Source organism: Micromonospora zhanjiangensis (genome assembly GCF_042650605.1).
GTDB lineage: Bacteria > Actinomycetota > Actinomycetes > Mycobacteriales > Micromonosporaceae > Micromonospora_J > Micromonospora_J zhanjiangensis.
Genome location: NZ_JBHSBN010000055.1, coordinates 1 through 14,027 on the forward strand (window position 1 = coordinate 1; position 14,027 = coordinate 14,027).

General features: G+C 69.6%; 15 protein-coding genes. 5 read left to right on the plus strand and 10 right to left on the minus strand.

The window, feature by feature from the left end; genetic code table 11:
* Positions 1-284 precede the first annotated feature (284 nt).
* The 4 genes from ACFOX0_RS33015 to lysX form a co-directional block, all read right to left on the minus strand.
* Positions 285-1,850: a cellulose binding domain-containing protein gene (locus tag ACFOX0_RS33015; protein WP_377553390.1), complete on the minus strand. Its 1,566-nt coding sequence runs from the start codon at positions 1,848-1,850 to the stop codon at positions 285-287.
* Positions 1,851-1,983: 133 nt separating this feature from the next.
* Positions 1,984-2,346 carry a hypothetical protein gene (locus ACFOX0_RS33020; RefSeq protein WP_377553392.1) on the minus strand — a complete coding sequence of 121 codons (363 nt, stop codon included), beginning with the start codon at positions 2,344-2,346 and terminating at the stop codon, positions 1,984-1,986.
* Positions 2,347-2,436: 90 nt separating this feature from the next.
* A complete protein-coding gene (locus ACFOX0_RS33025; protein WP_377553394.1) occupies positions 2,437-2,784 on the minus strand; it encodes a DUF6412 domain-containing protein in 348 nt (115 codons plus the stop codon).
* Positions 2,785-2,938: 154 nt separating this feature from the next.
* Complete coding sequence (gene lysX, locus ACFOX0_RS33030; protein ID WP_449288880.1) at positions 2,939-6,298, minus strand: bifunctional lysylphosphatidylglycerol synthetase/lysine--tRNA ligase LysX; 3,360 nt, start codon at positions 6,296-6,298, stop codon at positions 2,939-2,941.
* A gap of 234 nt (positions 6,299-6,532) precedes the next feature.
* Here lysX and ACFOX0_RS33035 point away from each other — a divergent pair, with 234 nt between their 5' ends.
* The 3 genes from ACFOX0_RS33035 to ACFOX0_RS33045 are packed head-to-tail and all read left to right on the plus strand — an operon-like array spanning position 6,533 to position 9,702.
* On the plus strand, positions 6,533-7,672 hold the full coding sequence (locus ACFOX0_RS33035) for a carboxylate-amine ligase (RefSeq protein ID WP_377553399.1): 1,140 nt from the start codon (positions 6,533-6,535) through the stop codon (positions 7,670-7,672).
* A gap of 32 nt (positions 7,673-7,704) precedes the next feature.
* Positions 7,705-9,081, plus strand: a complete 1,377-nt coding sequence (locus tag ACFOX0_RS33040) for an FAD-dependent oxidoreductase (RefSeq protein ID WP_377553402.1) — start codon at positions 7,705-7,707, stop codon at positions 9,079-9,081.
* Between the two features lie 21 nt (positions 9,082-9,102).
* A complete protein-coding gene (locus ACFOX0_RS33045) occupies positions 9,103-9,702 on the plus strand; it encodes a DUF1707 SHOCT-like domain-containing protein (RefSeq protein WP_377553404.1) in 600 nt (199 codons plus the stop codon).
* Positions 9,703-9,765: 63 nt separating this feature from the next.
* On the opposite strand, the gene ACFOX0_RS33050 is transcribed toward ACFOX0_RS33045, so the two are convergent.
* Both ACFOX0_RS33050 and ACFOX0_RS33055 read right to left on the minus strand, forming a co-directional pair.
* Positions 9,766-10,107, minus strand: coding sequence for a hypothetical protein (locus tag ACFOX0_RS33050; protein ID WP_377553407.1), 342 nt, complete (start codon positions 10,105-10,107; stop codon positions 9,766-9,768).
* Positions 10,107-10,448: a hypothetical protein gene (locus ACFOX0_RS33055; protein ID WP_377553410.1), complete on the minus strand. Its 342-nt coding sequence runs from the start codon at positions 10,446-10,448 to the stop codon at positions 10,107-10,109. The genes ACFOX0_RS33050 and ACFOX0_RS33055 overlap by 1 nt, the downstream gene beginning before the upstream one ends.
* 135 nt (positions 10,449-10,583) lie before the next feature.
* Between ACFOX0_RS33055 and ACFOX0_RS33060 the strand changes: the two genes are divergently transcribed.
* Positions 10,584-10,763: a helix-turn-helix transcriptional regulator gene (locus ACFOX0_RS33060; protein WP_377553412.1), complete on the plus strand. Its 180-nt coding sequence runs from the start codon at positions 10,584-10,586 to the stop codon at positions 10,761-10,763.
* Between the two features lie 92 nt (positions 10,764-10,855).
* Complete coding sequence (locus tag ACFOX0_RS33065) at positions 10,856-11,260, plus strand: Imm10 family immunity protein (RefSeq protein ID WP_377553414.1); 405 nt, start codon at positions 10,856-10,858, stop codon at positions 11,258-11,260.
* Between the two features lie 75 nt (positions 11,261-11,335).
* Here the strand turns inward: ACFOX0_RS33065 and ACFOX0_RS33070 are convergent, their stop codons facing one another.
* From ACFOX0_RS33070 to ACFOX0_RS33085, 4 genes are all read right to left on the minus strand, one after another.
* A complete protein-coding gene (locus tag ACFOX0_RS33070) occupies positions 11,336-11,800 on the minus strand; it encodes a hypothetical protein (RefSeq protein ID WP_377553416.1) in 465 nt (154 codons plus the stop codon).
* A 4-nt stretch (positions 11,801-11,804) separates the two neighbouring features.
* Positions 11,805-12,089: a type II toxin-antitoxin system TacA family antitoxin gene (locus ACFOX0_RS33075; RefSeq protein ID WP_377553418.1), complete on the minus strand. Its 285-nt coding sequence runs from the start codon at positions 12,087-12,089 to the stop codon at positions 11,805-11,807.
* Between the two features lie 25 nt (positions 12,090-12,114).
* Positions 12,115-12,582, minus strand: coding sequence for a hypothetical protein (locus tag ACFOX0_RS33080; RefSeq protein WP_377553421.1), 468 nt, complete (start codon positions 12,580-12,582; stop codon positions 12,115-12,117).
* A gap of 561 nt (positions 12,583-13,143) precedes the next feature.
* Positions 13,144-13,509, minus strand: coding sequence for a hypothetical protein (locus tag ACFOX0_RS33085; protein ID WP_377553423.1), 366 nt, complete (start codon positions 13,507-13,509; stop codon positions 13,144-13,146).
* Positions 13,510-14,027: the final 518 nt, after the last annotated feature.

Genomic DNA, 14,027 nt, shown 5'->3' on the forward strand with positions numbered 1-14,027 from the left:
CCTGGCGACGGCCGCCGCGTCCATTCACGACACCCGCGATCCCGGTCACACAACCCGACGATCACCCACGGTCACATCGACCGCCCTGGGATCAAACTATCAATGGAGTTTTGAAAACGCCTCCCGGTCTGACGGTCGCCGAAAGGCACCCCGATGGGCGGCCAGTCGACGATCGGCCTGTCGGATGAGCAGAAGGGCAAGCGAAGGCGATCGTGGCGGCGATGAAAGGGCCGGGACCCCAGTACCACTGGGACCCCGGCCCTTCGGTCCGTCGGATCGGGCGGTCAGCCGAAGCGGGCCGTGATCGAGGTGAACTCCCAGGCGTTCTGCGCGATGCCGCTGCAGTTGGAGACGACCCCGCCGCCCGGGCAGGCCCGGTCCCGGTTGACCGACCAGAAGGTGAACCGGGCCAGACCGCGGGCGGCGGCCCAGTCCCGGATCTGGGTCCAGATCGCCGGGGTGGTGAGTTCCTGCTGGTCGGAGAGGCCGTTCATGCCGGAGATGCCCATGTGCGCGTACGCGGTGGCGTCGGACCAGCCGAACGCGTTGCGCAGCGCGGTCTTCAACCCCTCGGCCGCGTTCACCGTGTTCTGGTACATGTTCGCGCCGCCGCCGAAGTCGAACGGCATGATGGTGAACACGTCCACGTTGGCCTGCAGGGCGGCGGCCTGGTTGATCAGCCGGGTGCCCCACCAGGTCGGGCCGGTGGTGGCCGTGCCGATGGTGACGATGGTCTTGATGCCCGGGTTGTTCTGCTTGACGATCTTCAGCGCGCCGAGGATCCGATCCTGGACCGCCTCGTTCTCGAACTCGTCGGTGTTCTCCACGTCGATGTCGATCGCCTTCAGGCCGAACGCGTTGATCACCTGCTGGTACGCCCCGGCCAGCGCCGCCGCGGACGAGCAGTTCGGACCGAGCTTGTTGCCGCTGTAGCCGCCGAACGACGGGATCACGTCGCCGCCGGCGGCCCGGATCGCGGCGATGGTGCTGGCGTGCGGGCCGCCGGTCAGCGGTCCACCGCCGTCCCAGGCCGGGGTGCAGCCGCCGCCGGAGAGCACGAAGGCGATGGTGAACCACTTGACCCCGGTCGCGTTCATCACCGTCGCCGGGGCGGGCGGGTCACCCCAGCCGGGGTACAGGTACGGCGCGGCGGCCATCGCCCCGGAGCCGCCGCCGGTGCAGCCGGTGGTGGTCGCCGACACCGCGCCCGAGCGGGCCGACTCGCCGGCCGAGTTGTAGGCGGCGACCGTGTACCCGTGCGACGAGCACGCGGCCAGTCCGGAGACGGTCGCCGAGGTGCCGGTCACGGTGGCCCGGACGGTGGAGCCCTCGTACACCCGGTAGCCGGCGACCGTGCCGGACGACGCGGTCCAGGCCAGCGAGACGGAGGTGTTCGTGGTGCCGGTGACCCGCAGCCCGCCCGGCGTGCCGGGCCCGGACGGGTTGCCGCCGCCGCCGGTGCAGGCGCCCCCGTTGACCGTGCAGTTGGTCGGGTCGCCGGTGCCGCTGACGATGAAGCCGAAGCTGGTGGTCGCGCCCGGGGCGAGGGTGCCGTTCCAGGACTGGTTGGTGGCGGTGACGTGCTGGCCGGCGGTGCTGACCAGGGCGTCCCAGTAGCTGCCGACCGCGCTGCCGCCGGGCAGGTCGAACTGCACGTTCCACGAGGTGATGGTCTGCGCCGTGTTGTTGGTGACGGTGAACTTGGCCTCGTACCCGCTGCTCCAGCTGGAGGTGCGGACGAAGGCGGCGGTGGCGGCGGACGCGGCGGGCGGCACCAGCACGGTCGCCGCGACCAGCGCGGCGGCCAGGCTGGTGGCGAACGTCGCCGCCCGGATCGTTCGGGATCTCACGGGGGTCCTCCAGGACTGCGCGGCGGTGGCCCGGTCGGGACCGACCGGTGGGGGTGTCCACCGCCGACGACAGATTAATTATTAGGACTGTTAACAGTTCCTGTAAAGACCCACGTCCGTCGATGACCGCGGGCTACTGGAGCAGCACCCGTTCGAGCACCGTCCACGCCGTCGAGGTGACCAGGTAGAGCACCGTCGCCAGCGGCAGCACCGCCGCCACCAGCACCGTCCCGTACGGCAGCAGGGTGGGCAGCCGGGCCAGCAGCGCCGACCCGCCCCCGCCGGCCGGCGCCGGCAGCGCCGACGCCGCGTCCGCCAGCCGCCGCGCCCGCCGCGACGACACATAGGCCAACACGGTCAACACCACCAGCAGTACGCCGAACAGCGGCCCCGCCGCGCCGGCGAGTCCGGTGGATGCCTGCACGACGGCGGCGAGCGCCGAGATGACAATGGACGCGGCGTGCAGTGCCGCGTCGAGTGGTGCGATGGCTGACATGGGGACCCCTCGGTCGATTCCAGGACGTCCACGGGGGACGCGGATGGGACGGAACCGGCCGCGTGGCGGCGAGCGGGGAGGGCGGGCGCGCTACGCGACCGACAGGTCGCCGCGGATCGGAAGGACCGACGCGCGGCGGGACGTGTCGACCCGCCGCGGCGCCGGGGCGCGGGGTCGGGGCCGGCCGTCGGCGTCGGGGTCGAGTTGCCGGGGCACCCCGCCACGCCGGATCCGGTCACGCAGCGCGTCGACGCCCCGGGCCGGGTCGGCGCCGGCCGGCAGCCGGGGCGCGACCCGGACCGCCACGCCGAGGGCGAGCAGCACGGCCACCGCCACGGCGGCACCGGCGATCGACTCGGCCGGGTGCGTCGACACGGTGGCGAGGTGGGTGAGCGCGTACGCCCAGCCGCACGCCGCCACCGCCGAAAGCTCAGGCACGTCGATCAGCGTAGTGGGTCGTGTCACGCCTCCCCGTCGGTCGCCGGCGCGGGCTGGACGATCGGGACCGTCTCGGTCCGGGTGGCGAGGATGGCGCCGGTGGCGGCGTCCGAGATCCGGACGGTGAGCGCTTACGGCCGTCGGCGTCCCGTGCTCAGGACGCCTCGCGGACCAGCGGAAACGGCAGGGTTTCCCGGATCGATCGGCCGGTGAGCAGCATGACCACCCGGTCCACGCCGATGCCGAGCCCGCCGGTGGGCGGCATGGCGTACTCCAGGGCCTGGATGAAGTCCTCGTCGAGGTCCATCGCCTCCGGGTCACCGCCGGCCGCCAGCAGCGATTGCGCGGTGAGCCGGCGGCGCTGCTCGACGGGGTCGACCAGCTCCGAGTAGGCGGTGCCCAGCTCCATCCCGAACGCCACCAGGTCCCACCGCTCGGCCAGCCGGGGATCGTCCCGGTGCTGCCGGGTCAGCGGCGAGACCTCGGTCGGGAAGTCCTTGTAGAAGGTCGGTTCGACGGTACGGGCCTCGACCAGCCGCTCGTACATCTCCAGCAGCACCGCGCCGCGACCCCACTTCGGGTCGTACGGGATCCGCGCCCGGTCGCAGAGCTTGCGCAGCATGACCACGTCGGTGTCGGCGGTGACCTCGTCGCCCAGCGCCGACGAGATCGCCTCGTTGACGGTACGGACCGGCCAGTCGCCGCCGATGTCCACCAGGTCGTCGGCCGGCGCGCCCGGCGCCCTGGCCACCGCCCGGCCGTGCACCGCGACCGCGGCCTCCTGGATCAGCTCCCGGGTCAGGTGCAGCATCGTGTCGTAGTCGGCATACGCCTGGTACGCCTCCAGCACGGTGAACTCCGGATTGTGCGAGAAGTCCACGCCCTCGTTGCGGAACGCCCGGCCGATCTCGTACACCCGCTCCACCCCGCCGACGGCGAGCCGCTTGAGGAACAGCTCCGGGGCGATCCGCAGGTACAGCTTGAGGTCGTAGGCGTTGATGTGGGTGGTGAACGGCCGGGCGTTGGCGCCGCCGTGCACCCGTTGCAGGATCGGCGTCTCGACCTCCAGGTAGTCCCGGGAGACCAGCGACTGGCGCAGGCTGTGCACGGCGGCGCTGCGGGCCCGCAGCAGGTCCCGGGCGTCGGCACTGGTGGCCAGGTCGAGGTAGCGCTGCCGGACCCGGGCCTCCGGGTCGGCCAGGCCGCGGTGCTTGTCCGGCAGCGGGCGCAGGCACTTGGCGGTCAACTGCCACGACCTCGCGTGCACGGTCAGCTCGCCGCGCCGGGTGGTGCACACCTCGCCGGTCGCCCCGACGTGGTCGCCGATGTCCACCTCGGCCCGCCACCGGTCCAGGCCACCGGTCGTCGCCGAGTCGAGCATGACCTGCAGGTCGCCGCTCCAGTCCCGGACGGTGACGAACAGGACGCCGCCGTGGTCACGCAGCAGCATCACCCGGCCGGCCACACCGACGGTCTCACCGGTACGACTGTCCGGCGCCAGGCCGGGATGCCGCCCGCGCACCGCAGCGCAGTCGTCGGTCCGCGGATAACCCACCGGGTACGCCTCGACGCCCGCCGCGCGCAGCCGGTCCAGCTTCGCCAGGCGTACCCGCATCTGCTCGGGACCGACGGGGGCCGGCGGTCCGGCCGGCTCGGCCGGTTCGACCTCGCCGCCGTCCGGCGGGACCAGCCGGACCGCGTTGCCGGGCAGCGGCAGCCCGTGCAACGGGGTGACCGGGCTGCCCGGTACGGCGACGAACCCCTCGGCGATGGCCGAGGCCAGCCCGACCCGGGCCAGTTGGCGGCGCTCGGCGAAGCAGATGTACCGCGGCGACCAGTGCGGCTGGTACTTGGCGTTGGCCCGGTACAGCGACTCGAGCTGCCACCAACGGGAGAAGAACAGCAGGGTGTGCCGCCACAACCGGAGCACCGGTCCGGCGCCGATCCGGGCGCCCTCCTCGAACACCGCCCGGAACACGGCGAAGTTCAGCGACACCCGTTCGACGCCGAGCCGGGACGCCTCACGCATCAGGCCGGCGACCATGAATTCCATGACGCCGTTCTCGGCGCCACGGTCGCGGCGCATCAGGTCAAGCGACAGGCCGGTGGCACCCCACGGGCTGAAGGACAGCAGCGCCCGGATGGTGTCGTCGGCGTCGATGGCCTCGACCAGCACGCACCGGTCGTCGGCCGGGTCACCGAGCCGGCCCAGCGCCATCGAGAAGCCGCGCTCGCTCTCGGTGTCCCGCCAGGCGGTGGCCAGGCCGGCCAGCGCGGCCATCTCCTCGGCCGGTACGTCGGAGTGCCGGCGGACCCGGGCGGTGTAGCCGGCTCGTTCGAGCCGGTTGACCGCCTGCCGGACCGGTTTCATGTCCGGCCCGTCCAGGGTGAAGTCCTTGCTCAGCAGGATGGCCTCGTCGCCGAGGTGCAGCACCTTCAGCCCGGCCCGGGAGTAGGCGATGGCGCCCGCCTCGCTGGCACCCATCACCGCCGGTGTCCAGGCGTAGGCGCGGGCCTGGGCCAGCCAGTTGTCGATCGCCGGGCCCCACGCCTCCGGGTCGCCGACCGGGTCACCGCTGGCCAACGTCACCCCGTGCACCACCCGGTAGGTGACGGCGGCCTTGCCGGTGGGCGAGAAGATGGCGGCCTTGTCCCGTCGGGTGGCGAAGTAGCCGAGCGAGTCGCGGTCGCCGTACCGGGCCAGCAGGTCGCGGATGCGCCGTTCGTCGTCGGGGTGCAGCACGGCGGCGGCCCGCTGGGACAGCAGCAGGGTGCGCAACGCGGCGACCAGGGCGACCGCGCCGAAGAGGCCGAGCAGCAGGTTGACCCAGCCGGGCGGGTGGCCGTGCCGGGTGAGGTCGACGGTGATCGCCCCACCGAACACCTTCTCCGTCGCGTAGCTCAACCGGGCCTGCGCGCTGCCCAGGCTGCCCGGAAAGGCGGTGAGCAGGAGGTAGCCCAGGCCGACGCCGACCGCCTCGATGCCGAAGAAGAGACCGATCGCCCGCCGGGTGCTGGCCGGCCGGACCCGGGCGTAGAACTCGCGGCGGGCGGTCACCAGGATCAGCAGGCACATCACCGCGAAGACCAGCCCGGCCCAGACGCCGATCTGGTCGAACTTGGTGAACACCGCCCGGCCGGCCTCGTCGACCAGGTCCTCGTCACGCAGCGTGAGGATCAGTCCGGCCGCGACGACGCCGGACGCGGCCGCGATGCTGAAGTAGGCCACCAGTACCCAGTAGGCGACCCGCTTGCGGCGCCGGATCGCGGCGGCCAGCGCACCCACGAAGACCGCGTACGCCAGGTTGGCCGGGACCGGGATCAGCAGCGCGTCGATGGTCGCCCGGATCGGTTGCATGCCCAGCCGGAAGGCCGCGCTGACCGCCGCGAGCGCGGAGATCACCGCCACCGTCCGCATCAGGATGGCGAAGGCCCGGGGTACGTGCCGACGCCAGTCCGGCCGACTGGGCCGGGGATCGGGCGCCGCGACGGGAGTACTCGGAGCCACTGTCACCGACACGGGAAAACCTCCCAGGTACGCGCGAATGCCCCACGGCCGATCGACAGCCGATTACCGTCAGTGTCGCGCAGCCATGGTAGAGCCTGCCGGCTCCCCTGGCCGGCCCTCTGCCGTGCCCCCTGCCGACCCCGCTACGTTTCCGTGCCTCGCGACCCTGGGTAATCAGTCATAACAGGGACGCCGGATCCGGGCGGAGCCCAACGAGGACGGAAACGGGCGGTGGTGGCGGTGACCGGTCCAGTCGCGGCGGAGGTACGGCCCGAGCAGGTCGAGACCCCCGAGCTGCTGACGGTGGGGGTCGAGGAGGAGTTCCTGCTCGTCGATCCGGAGACGGGGGCCGCCGTCCCGGCGGTCGAGGCGGTGCTGGAGCAGGTGCCGCCGGAACTCGCCGGCCAGGTGCAGACCGAGTTCCAGACCAGCCAGATCGAGATCGGCAGCCCACCCGGCCTGGAGTTGGCGGCGCTGCGACATTCGCTCGGACTGCTGCGCGCCGGGCTCGCCACGGCGGCCGCGGACGCCGGCGTACGGCTGCTGGCGGTCGGCACCGGCCCGGTGGCCGGCCCGGTGCCGCCGGTGATGGACAAGCCCCGGTTCCACCGGATGATCGAACGCTACCGGCTGCTGGTGCCGAGCCCGGGCACCAACGGGATGCACGTGCACGTCGCGGTGCACGACCGGGAGGTCGCCGTCCAGGTGCTCAACCACCTGCGGCCGTGGCTGCCGATCCTGCACGCGGCCACCGCCAACTCGCCGTTCTACGAGGGCGTCGACACCGGCTACGCGAGCTGGCGGTCGGTGCTGTGGGAGCGCTGGCCGGCGACCGCGCCGACCCCGCCGCTGCGCTCGTACGCGCACTACCAGCAGTTGCTGGAGGATCTGATCACGTCCGGCTCGATCCTGGACGAGGGAATGCTCTACTGGTACGCCCGGCTGTCCGCGTCGTACCCGACGGTGGAGATCCGGATCGGTGACGTGTGCCCGAGCCTGGACGACACCATCCTGATCGCCGCCCTGCTGCGCGCCCTGGTCGGCACGGTGCTGGCCGACATCGAGGCCGGCCGGCCCGCGCCCGAGGTCGATCACCACCTGCTCGCCGCCGCGCACTGGCGGGCCGCGCACGACGGCCTGGAGGGGCTGGCCGTCGACCTGCCCAGCGCCACGCCCCGGCCGGCCTGGCACCTGATGCGGCAGTTGTTCGAGCGGGTCCGGCCCGAGTTGGAACGGCACGGCGACCTGGCCGAGGTGACCTCACTGCTGGGCCGGCTGCGGGGACACGGCACCGGAGCCGCCCGACAACGGGCCACGTACGCCCGTACCGGTGAGATGATCGACGTGATCGAGGACCTGGCACGGCAGACCCGGGGGTGAGTGGCCCGGGCCCGGCGGAGGGAGCGCGGCGCGTGGCGGAACGGCTGGTCGTGATCGGTGGGGACGCGGCCGGGATGGCCGCCGCCTCCCAGGCCCGCCGCCGGCGCGGGCCGGACGACCTGGAGATCATCGCCTTCGAGCGGGGCAACTTCACCTCGTACTCCGCCTGCGGCATCCCGTACTGGATCGGCGGGGTGGTGGACGACCGGGACGCCCTGATCGCCCGGAGCCCGCAGACCTTCCGGGACGACCACCGGGTGGACGTCCGGCTGCGGCACCAGGTCACCGAGATCGACCTGGACAAACGCGAGGTGGTGGCCCGCGACCTGACCGGCGGCGGCGAGGTCCGCGAACGGTTCGACATCCTGATGTACGCCACCGGCGCCACCCCGAGGATCCCGCCGTGGGCGCACACCGAGGCGCTGGGCGTGTTCGGCGTGCAGACCCTGGACGACGGGTCGGCGCTGCGGCAGTGGCTGGACGGCGAACCGCGCCCGCAGCGGGCGGTGGTGGTCGGCGGCGGCTACATCGGGGTCGAGATGGCCGAGGCGATGATCCAGCGCGGCCTGTCGGTGACCCTGGTGGAGCGCGGCGACCAGCCGATGTCCACGGTGGACCCGGACATGGGTGCGCTGGTCACCGAGGCCCTGGACGGGCTCGGCATCGACGTGCGTACCCGCTGCGCGGTCACCGGCCTGCGGGTACGCGACGGTCGGGTGTACGGGGTGGACACCGCCGAGGGCGAGATCCCGGCCGACGTGGTGGTGCTCGGCGTCGGCGTACGCCCGAACACCGACCTGGCCGCGGCGGCCGGGCTGCCGATCGGGGTGACCGGCGGGATCCGGGTGGACCTGCGGATGCGGGCGGTCGGCATGGACCGGGTCTACGCGGCCGGCGATTGCGTGGAGTCCGTGCACCGGATCACCGGCCAGCCGGTGCACATCCCGCTCGGCACGCACGCCAACAAGCAGGGCCGGGTCGCCGGCCTCAACATCGGCGGCGGCTACGCCACCTTCCCCGGCGTCATCGGCACCGCCGTGACCAAGGTCTGCGAGCTGGAGGTGGGCCGCACCGGGCTGCTGGAGGCCGAGGCCGAGATCGCCGGCTACCAGTTCGTCACCGTTGTGGTCGAGTCGACCAACCGGGCCGGCTACTATCCCGGCGCCAAGCCGATGACCGTCAAACTGATCGTCGAGCGGCGCAGCGGGCAACTGCTCGGCGCGCAGATCGTCGGCCGGTCCGAGGCCGCCAAGCGGATCGACGCCCTGGCCGTGGCGCTGTGGAACTACATGACCGTGGACGAGATGGCCGGCCTGGACCTCGGCTACGCCCCGCCGTTCGCGCCGGTGTGGGATCCCGTGCTGATCGCCGCCCGCAAGGCCGTCGACGCGATCCACGACGGGCGCTGACCGGCGGTAGGCTCTGCGTCCGTGGAGCCACAACCGCGGGACGGGATCGACCGGATCCGGGTCTCCGACTCGGAGCGCGAGCAGGTCGTCGAGCTGCTCGGCCAGGCCGCCGCCGAGGGCCGGCTGACCCTCGACGAGTACGCCGAGCGGGCCACCGCCGCGCACGCCGCGAAGACCCGCGGCGAGCTGGCGAAACTCACCGACGACCTGCCGGTGGTCCGACCCCGGCCGGCGCCTTCTACGGCTCTGTCCACGGGCGCTCTCGCCACCGGTGGGCCGGAGCGGTTGGTGGCTGTCTTCGGCAACGAGTCCCGCAAGGGGCACTGGCCGGTTCCGGAACACCTGGTCGCTAAATCGATCTTCGGGGACTGCCACATCGAGTTGCAGGACGCCCAGTTGCAGTACCCGGTGACGGTGATCGAGGCGACCGCCATCTTCGGGTCGGTGACCATCTTCGTGCCGGAGGGCGTCGACGTGCGGCTCAGCGGGTCGGCGGTGTTCGGCTCGAAGGAGTCCAAGCTGACCGGCCGCCCGGAGCCGGGCGCACCGGTGATCGACGTACGGGCCCTGGTGCGGTTCGGCTCGGTGACCGTCCGCCCGCCTCGCCGCCGCTGGTGGTGACAGGGCCCGCGGGCCGCGGGTCGGCGTGTCGCGGAACGCGGGGCGCGCTGGCCTTCGTCGGGATCACACGAGCGCGGGGTCGATCCCCCTGGTTCGCTGGGGCGGGGTGGTCCGGGTGTCGGCGCGGTGCCGACGGGGCCTGCGGGCCACGGCGCGGGCCGGCCGGGCGACGGGAGCGACCGCGGTAGGCTCGCCGGCCGGTTGGATCCCCGCGACCTGGACGAACACCTCCCGCTTGTCGATGGCCTCGCCGGTCTCCCCCAGCACGTAGCCGGTGAGCCACACCCAGCCGTCGTAGGTGGGTCGGTCGTTCACGACGGTTACCCGCAGCACCAGTGCCCGGTCCCCACCGAACTGCACCGACGCCTCCCGGCCGAGCCGCACGACATCCCCCGGAGAAGGCATCACCGCAGATGCTCCAGGATCCGGTCGGACAGCTCAACGGCGAACGTCTGCACCGCGATCCGGGCCTGCGCGCACGGGAACCGGACTGGACCGAACGCCATCCGGCAGTCGACGCAGAACCCGTCCTCGCCGCGCCGGTGGACGGCGAGGGCCTGGGCGAGCTGGCGGTGTGACGGCCAGTCCTGCCGACCGATGAACACCTCCCGGGTACGGCACGGCAGGTCGGACCCGCACCGGCAGACGACCCGCCGCAGGCCGGCGGACCAGACCGGCCGGTGCCGGCGGGCGAGCGCCAGCGCGGCGGCGGACAGAAACCCCTGAACCGAGACCCGTTGCGTCATCAGCCCACGATGACCCAACAGCGGCCCCCTGGTCAATAGGGGACCCCTGGAAGTTTGTCACCAGTCGGGGGTCACCGATTAGAGATATCCTCACATGTCTACTCTGACCTGGTGGTACGTGGGCCGGGCCCGCTAATGGGGCCATACGAGATCGCTGAACGGCTCAACGTCTCCCGTAGCCGCTTTCAGCAGATCGCTCTACGCCCGCACTTCCCCAAGCCCTACCAGGAGCTGCGCGGGATGAAGGTCTGGCTGGCCGAGGAAATCGAAGCCTGGATCAAGGAACACCGACCGCACCAGGCCAAGGACGACTGACGTCCCGTGGCGCAGGCTTGCACCCCGACGGCAGGACTCACCGCATGCACCTGACACCGGAGCACGGTTTCGCACCCTCCACCCTTCGGGACGTGGGTGAGGATGCGAGTGACGGCTATGTGATCGGCCTCCGCGAGAGCACTCGGGCCGACTCCTGGTCCCTGCTGTTCATGGCGGCTCTCGACGAAGATCTGGACGAGGAAGACCTGGACGACGAGGATCCGGACGACGAGAGCGACTTCGAAGACGACACGTACTGCCTCGTCGTCGATCCCGGCCAGGCGACACACTACGGCGGCGTGCGCGAGTGCCACGTAACCGATCGGCAGCTACGTCTGGCGCTAACCCCCGACGCCGCCAACACCCTCGGCCTGCCCACGAACGTCACCTTCGAACTGGACCTGCCTGACCACCAACTCGCCATGCTGCGACAGGGCCTGGTCAGGGTCCTCACCTCCGGCCACCCCGAGGCCCGACCGGCAATCCTGGGGACTTGAACGGCGGATCGGCAGCCTTGACGAATTTGGTTATCAGCGGCGACACTTTGGCGCTCGTTCGCATGTTTGACATTTTTAGAAGGCCAACTTCCCAATGTGTGGGTTCTGCTGAATCCCGGGGACATTATCGATCAACTGCGCTCGACCACTTGAAAGGAATCGCTCAAGGGTAGCGGACAATTCCAGGCGGTCGACTTGGAGTTGAAGGTCAGAGCCCGAAGTCGAGATTTGAACTTTACCGCCGCCCACTGGACGAAAGTAGACCTGATCAGCAGCCTCCGTGAACCCAATGGAAATCGGCTCGTTTGCGCGAATGGCCTTTATCGACTGGGCAACACATGCCAAGAAGTCAAACAGTGGAACTCGCCGTCGAGGACCAATAATGACCGTTCCGTCGACCTCGCAGGTCACCCACGACGGAAAAAGCGTGTAATGCAGATCAGTCTCGGTGAGATCTTCTCCGGCAGCGCGTCGAGACTTGTCGAACAGATTCTTGGAGAGAATGTCGAAGTCCACATGCTCGGCGACCAATGAGATCATTCACTCACCGCTGCGCACCGCTCGCCGGAGGATTGTCGTCGAGCACCGTCGGGCTGGTCAATAACTCCGACAGCCCGGCCACCTCCAGCGCCGGACCCTGCAACGCCCCGTCGAAAACCCGCCAGGCCGCCTCGTCCAACAGGACCACCCGCCGGTCGGCCACCACGTCCGCCGTCGTCTCGGTAGCCGCCTTCAGCACGAACGTCGACGCGCTGCCCCCGTCCGCCTGACTGGCCGCCTCCAGCAACGCCCTCTGCCGCTCATCCAGCCGCACCATCTTCGCACTCACCCGGCAATCGTACGCACAATGCACGTCACCAACAGGCCCGCCTCCCACTCGCCCAACCGCCGTGGTTCTGGGCTGGACGCAGGGTGATTAGCAGGTAGGCCAAATACAGAGCCTGGGCAATCAGCTGAATAAGCATGGACTCGTGATCTATGTTCGGCTGGACCCACCAGTAAAGCGATGGAGCGAAAACCATGAGCACCGACATCACCGTAAGCCACAACAGGCGAATCCTCGGGCGAAGCAACAGCACGAACACGGTGCCTAAGATGGTTGGGACGCCGACAAGGCTCAGCGCGCCCAGTGTCGCAAACAGGCTAAAAATAAATATGACTGGGGCGGGCCTGAAAGCTCCAGCGGGAAGGTCGGTGAGGGCGTAGTAACAAAGCCACACCGCGTAGACGATGGCGATGTACCCGAGGGTGGCGCGGAAAATGTCACAGCACACCGGGTGCCGTAACCGGTGCGTGTCCGAGACTGATCGCTGGTCGGTCATCACGACTAGTGCGGTGTCCACCAACGTTCGCCGGGTCGACCGTCCTGGGGCGGCGTCAACCCCGAGAATCACTGCCGGTGCCGCCAACCGCGACCCACCCACCCCTCACCACTTCCCTTTGCTCTGCTTCACCAGAGGCAACAGACACTGAGCGTGCACACCACTCGCACCCAAAATTTGATCTCCGCCACCCAAACGAGCCAGGTCAACGTCGGTGTTTCCACCGCTGAAGCAGAGCGAAGGGAAGCCACCCCTCACCTCGCCCCACCCGACCCCGCCACCCAGCGTCAACCACCACCACCCACACCTACCCTGACGCATCGTCACAGCCGCCACGCAGCACGCCGCAACGGACCTTCCCCGGCAACTTTCGTGGACACCGCACTAGCCGCCTTCGCCGCCTGGCATTGCGCATCCTACCGCCGGCAGCGCCCTCAAAACGGGCGAATAGGGCGACCGTGCATTCTATTTACCGGTAGTCCGCCCTCAGTATCGGCGGGAGAACGTAAATGCCTTGTCCACCATGCCCCACGACGGCAGGCCAAAGACCAAGCCCAGATACTACCAATCTTTACAGTCAAAATGCGATCCACGAATACAATTGTCATCAACAAATAGGATTACCTTGTAATTTCCGGAGTCAACCAGTGCCCGGTAGACGCCCTCCAACAGCGGCAATTCATCCTCAGGCTCGCGGAGCCTGATGTCGAGTGCATATGGGTGAGATATGAATGGTCCGGCATCTCCCCGCTCTTCCTTGACCCAGACCCAACCATCCGGCCGCTCGCCCTCATATATAACCCCGGCGCTTCCCACAATTGGCCGAAATGTTTCGCCGACCAAATCGGCCACGGTATTCACCAGCACCGAAACAGGGACGTCCTCACCGACACTCCCGATCATCAGATCAACTTCCACAGAAACCACGACTCGCAACGGCACCCCTAACGCGATGCCATGCAGCTCGACGCGAGAGTTCCATACCAATCATCGTACGATCAGAACGTGGGAAGCGCGCACGACAGCCAGCGCACCCGCGACGAACATTACTCCAAGGATGACCAACGAGTAGCGCGGGTATCGACGTAAAGACCGGAAAGGGAGATGTGGATGCGGCCAGCGTGGACGAGATGAGCCACCTCTGATCTGCGTTATGGCGATAGCAGCCAACAAACTTGAGACGAGCACGAAGATTAAGCCAACAACAAGCCCTACAATCGGGCTGGTCGCAATGTCCGTCGCCGACCCATTATTCATTAATTACCCATCTCGCGAATGAAATTAGATACTGATTGGCAATTCACTTACCGTATAGGGACTCAGCGAAGTTAGCGGGGGTTGAGGTGTCCTCGGGTTCGTCGAGTGGTGGCGCAGCGGGTGCGTAGTCGCTGATTGATGGGGTTGCGGAAGCCGTAGGCGTCGCGGGCGACGGTCTTGATCACTCG

Excerpts from the sequence above, each read along its gene's own strand:
- ACFOX0_RS33020 (WP_377553392.1), bottom strand. The coding sequence starts at position 2,346 with ATGTCAGCCATCGCACCACTCGACGCGGCACTGCACGCCGCGTCCATT.
- ACFOX0_RS33050 (WP_377553407.1), bottom strand. The coding sequence starts at position 10,107 with ATGCCTTCTCCGGGGGATGTCGTGCGGCTCGGCCGGGAGGCGTCGGTG.
- ACFOX0_RS33055 (WP_377553410.1), bottom strand. The coding sequence starts at position 10,448 with ATGACGCAACGGGTCTCGGTTCAGGGGTTTCTGTCCGCCGCCGCGCTG.
- ACFOX0_RS33060 (WP_377553412.1), top strand. The coding sequence starts at position 10,584 with ATGGGGCCATACGAGATCGCTGAACGGCTCAACGTCTCCCGTAGCCGC.
- ACFOX0_RS33070 (WP_377553416.1), bottom strand. The coding sequence starts at position 11,800 with ATGATCTCATTGGTCGCCGAGCATGTGGACTTCGACATTCTCTCCAAG.
- ACFOX0_RS33080 (WP_377553421.1), bottom strand. The coding sequence starts at position 12,582 with ATGACCGACCAGCGATCAGTCTCGGACACGCACCGGTTACGGCACCCG.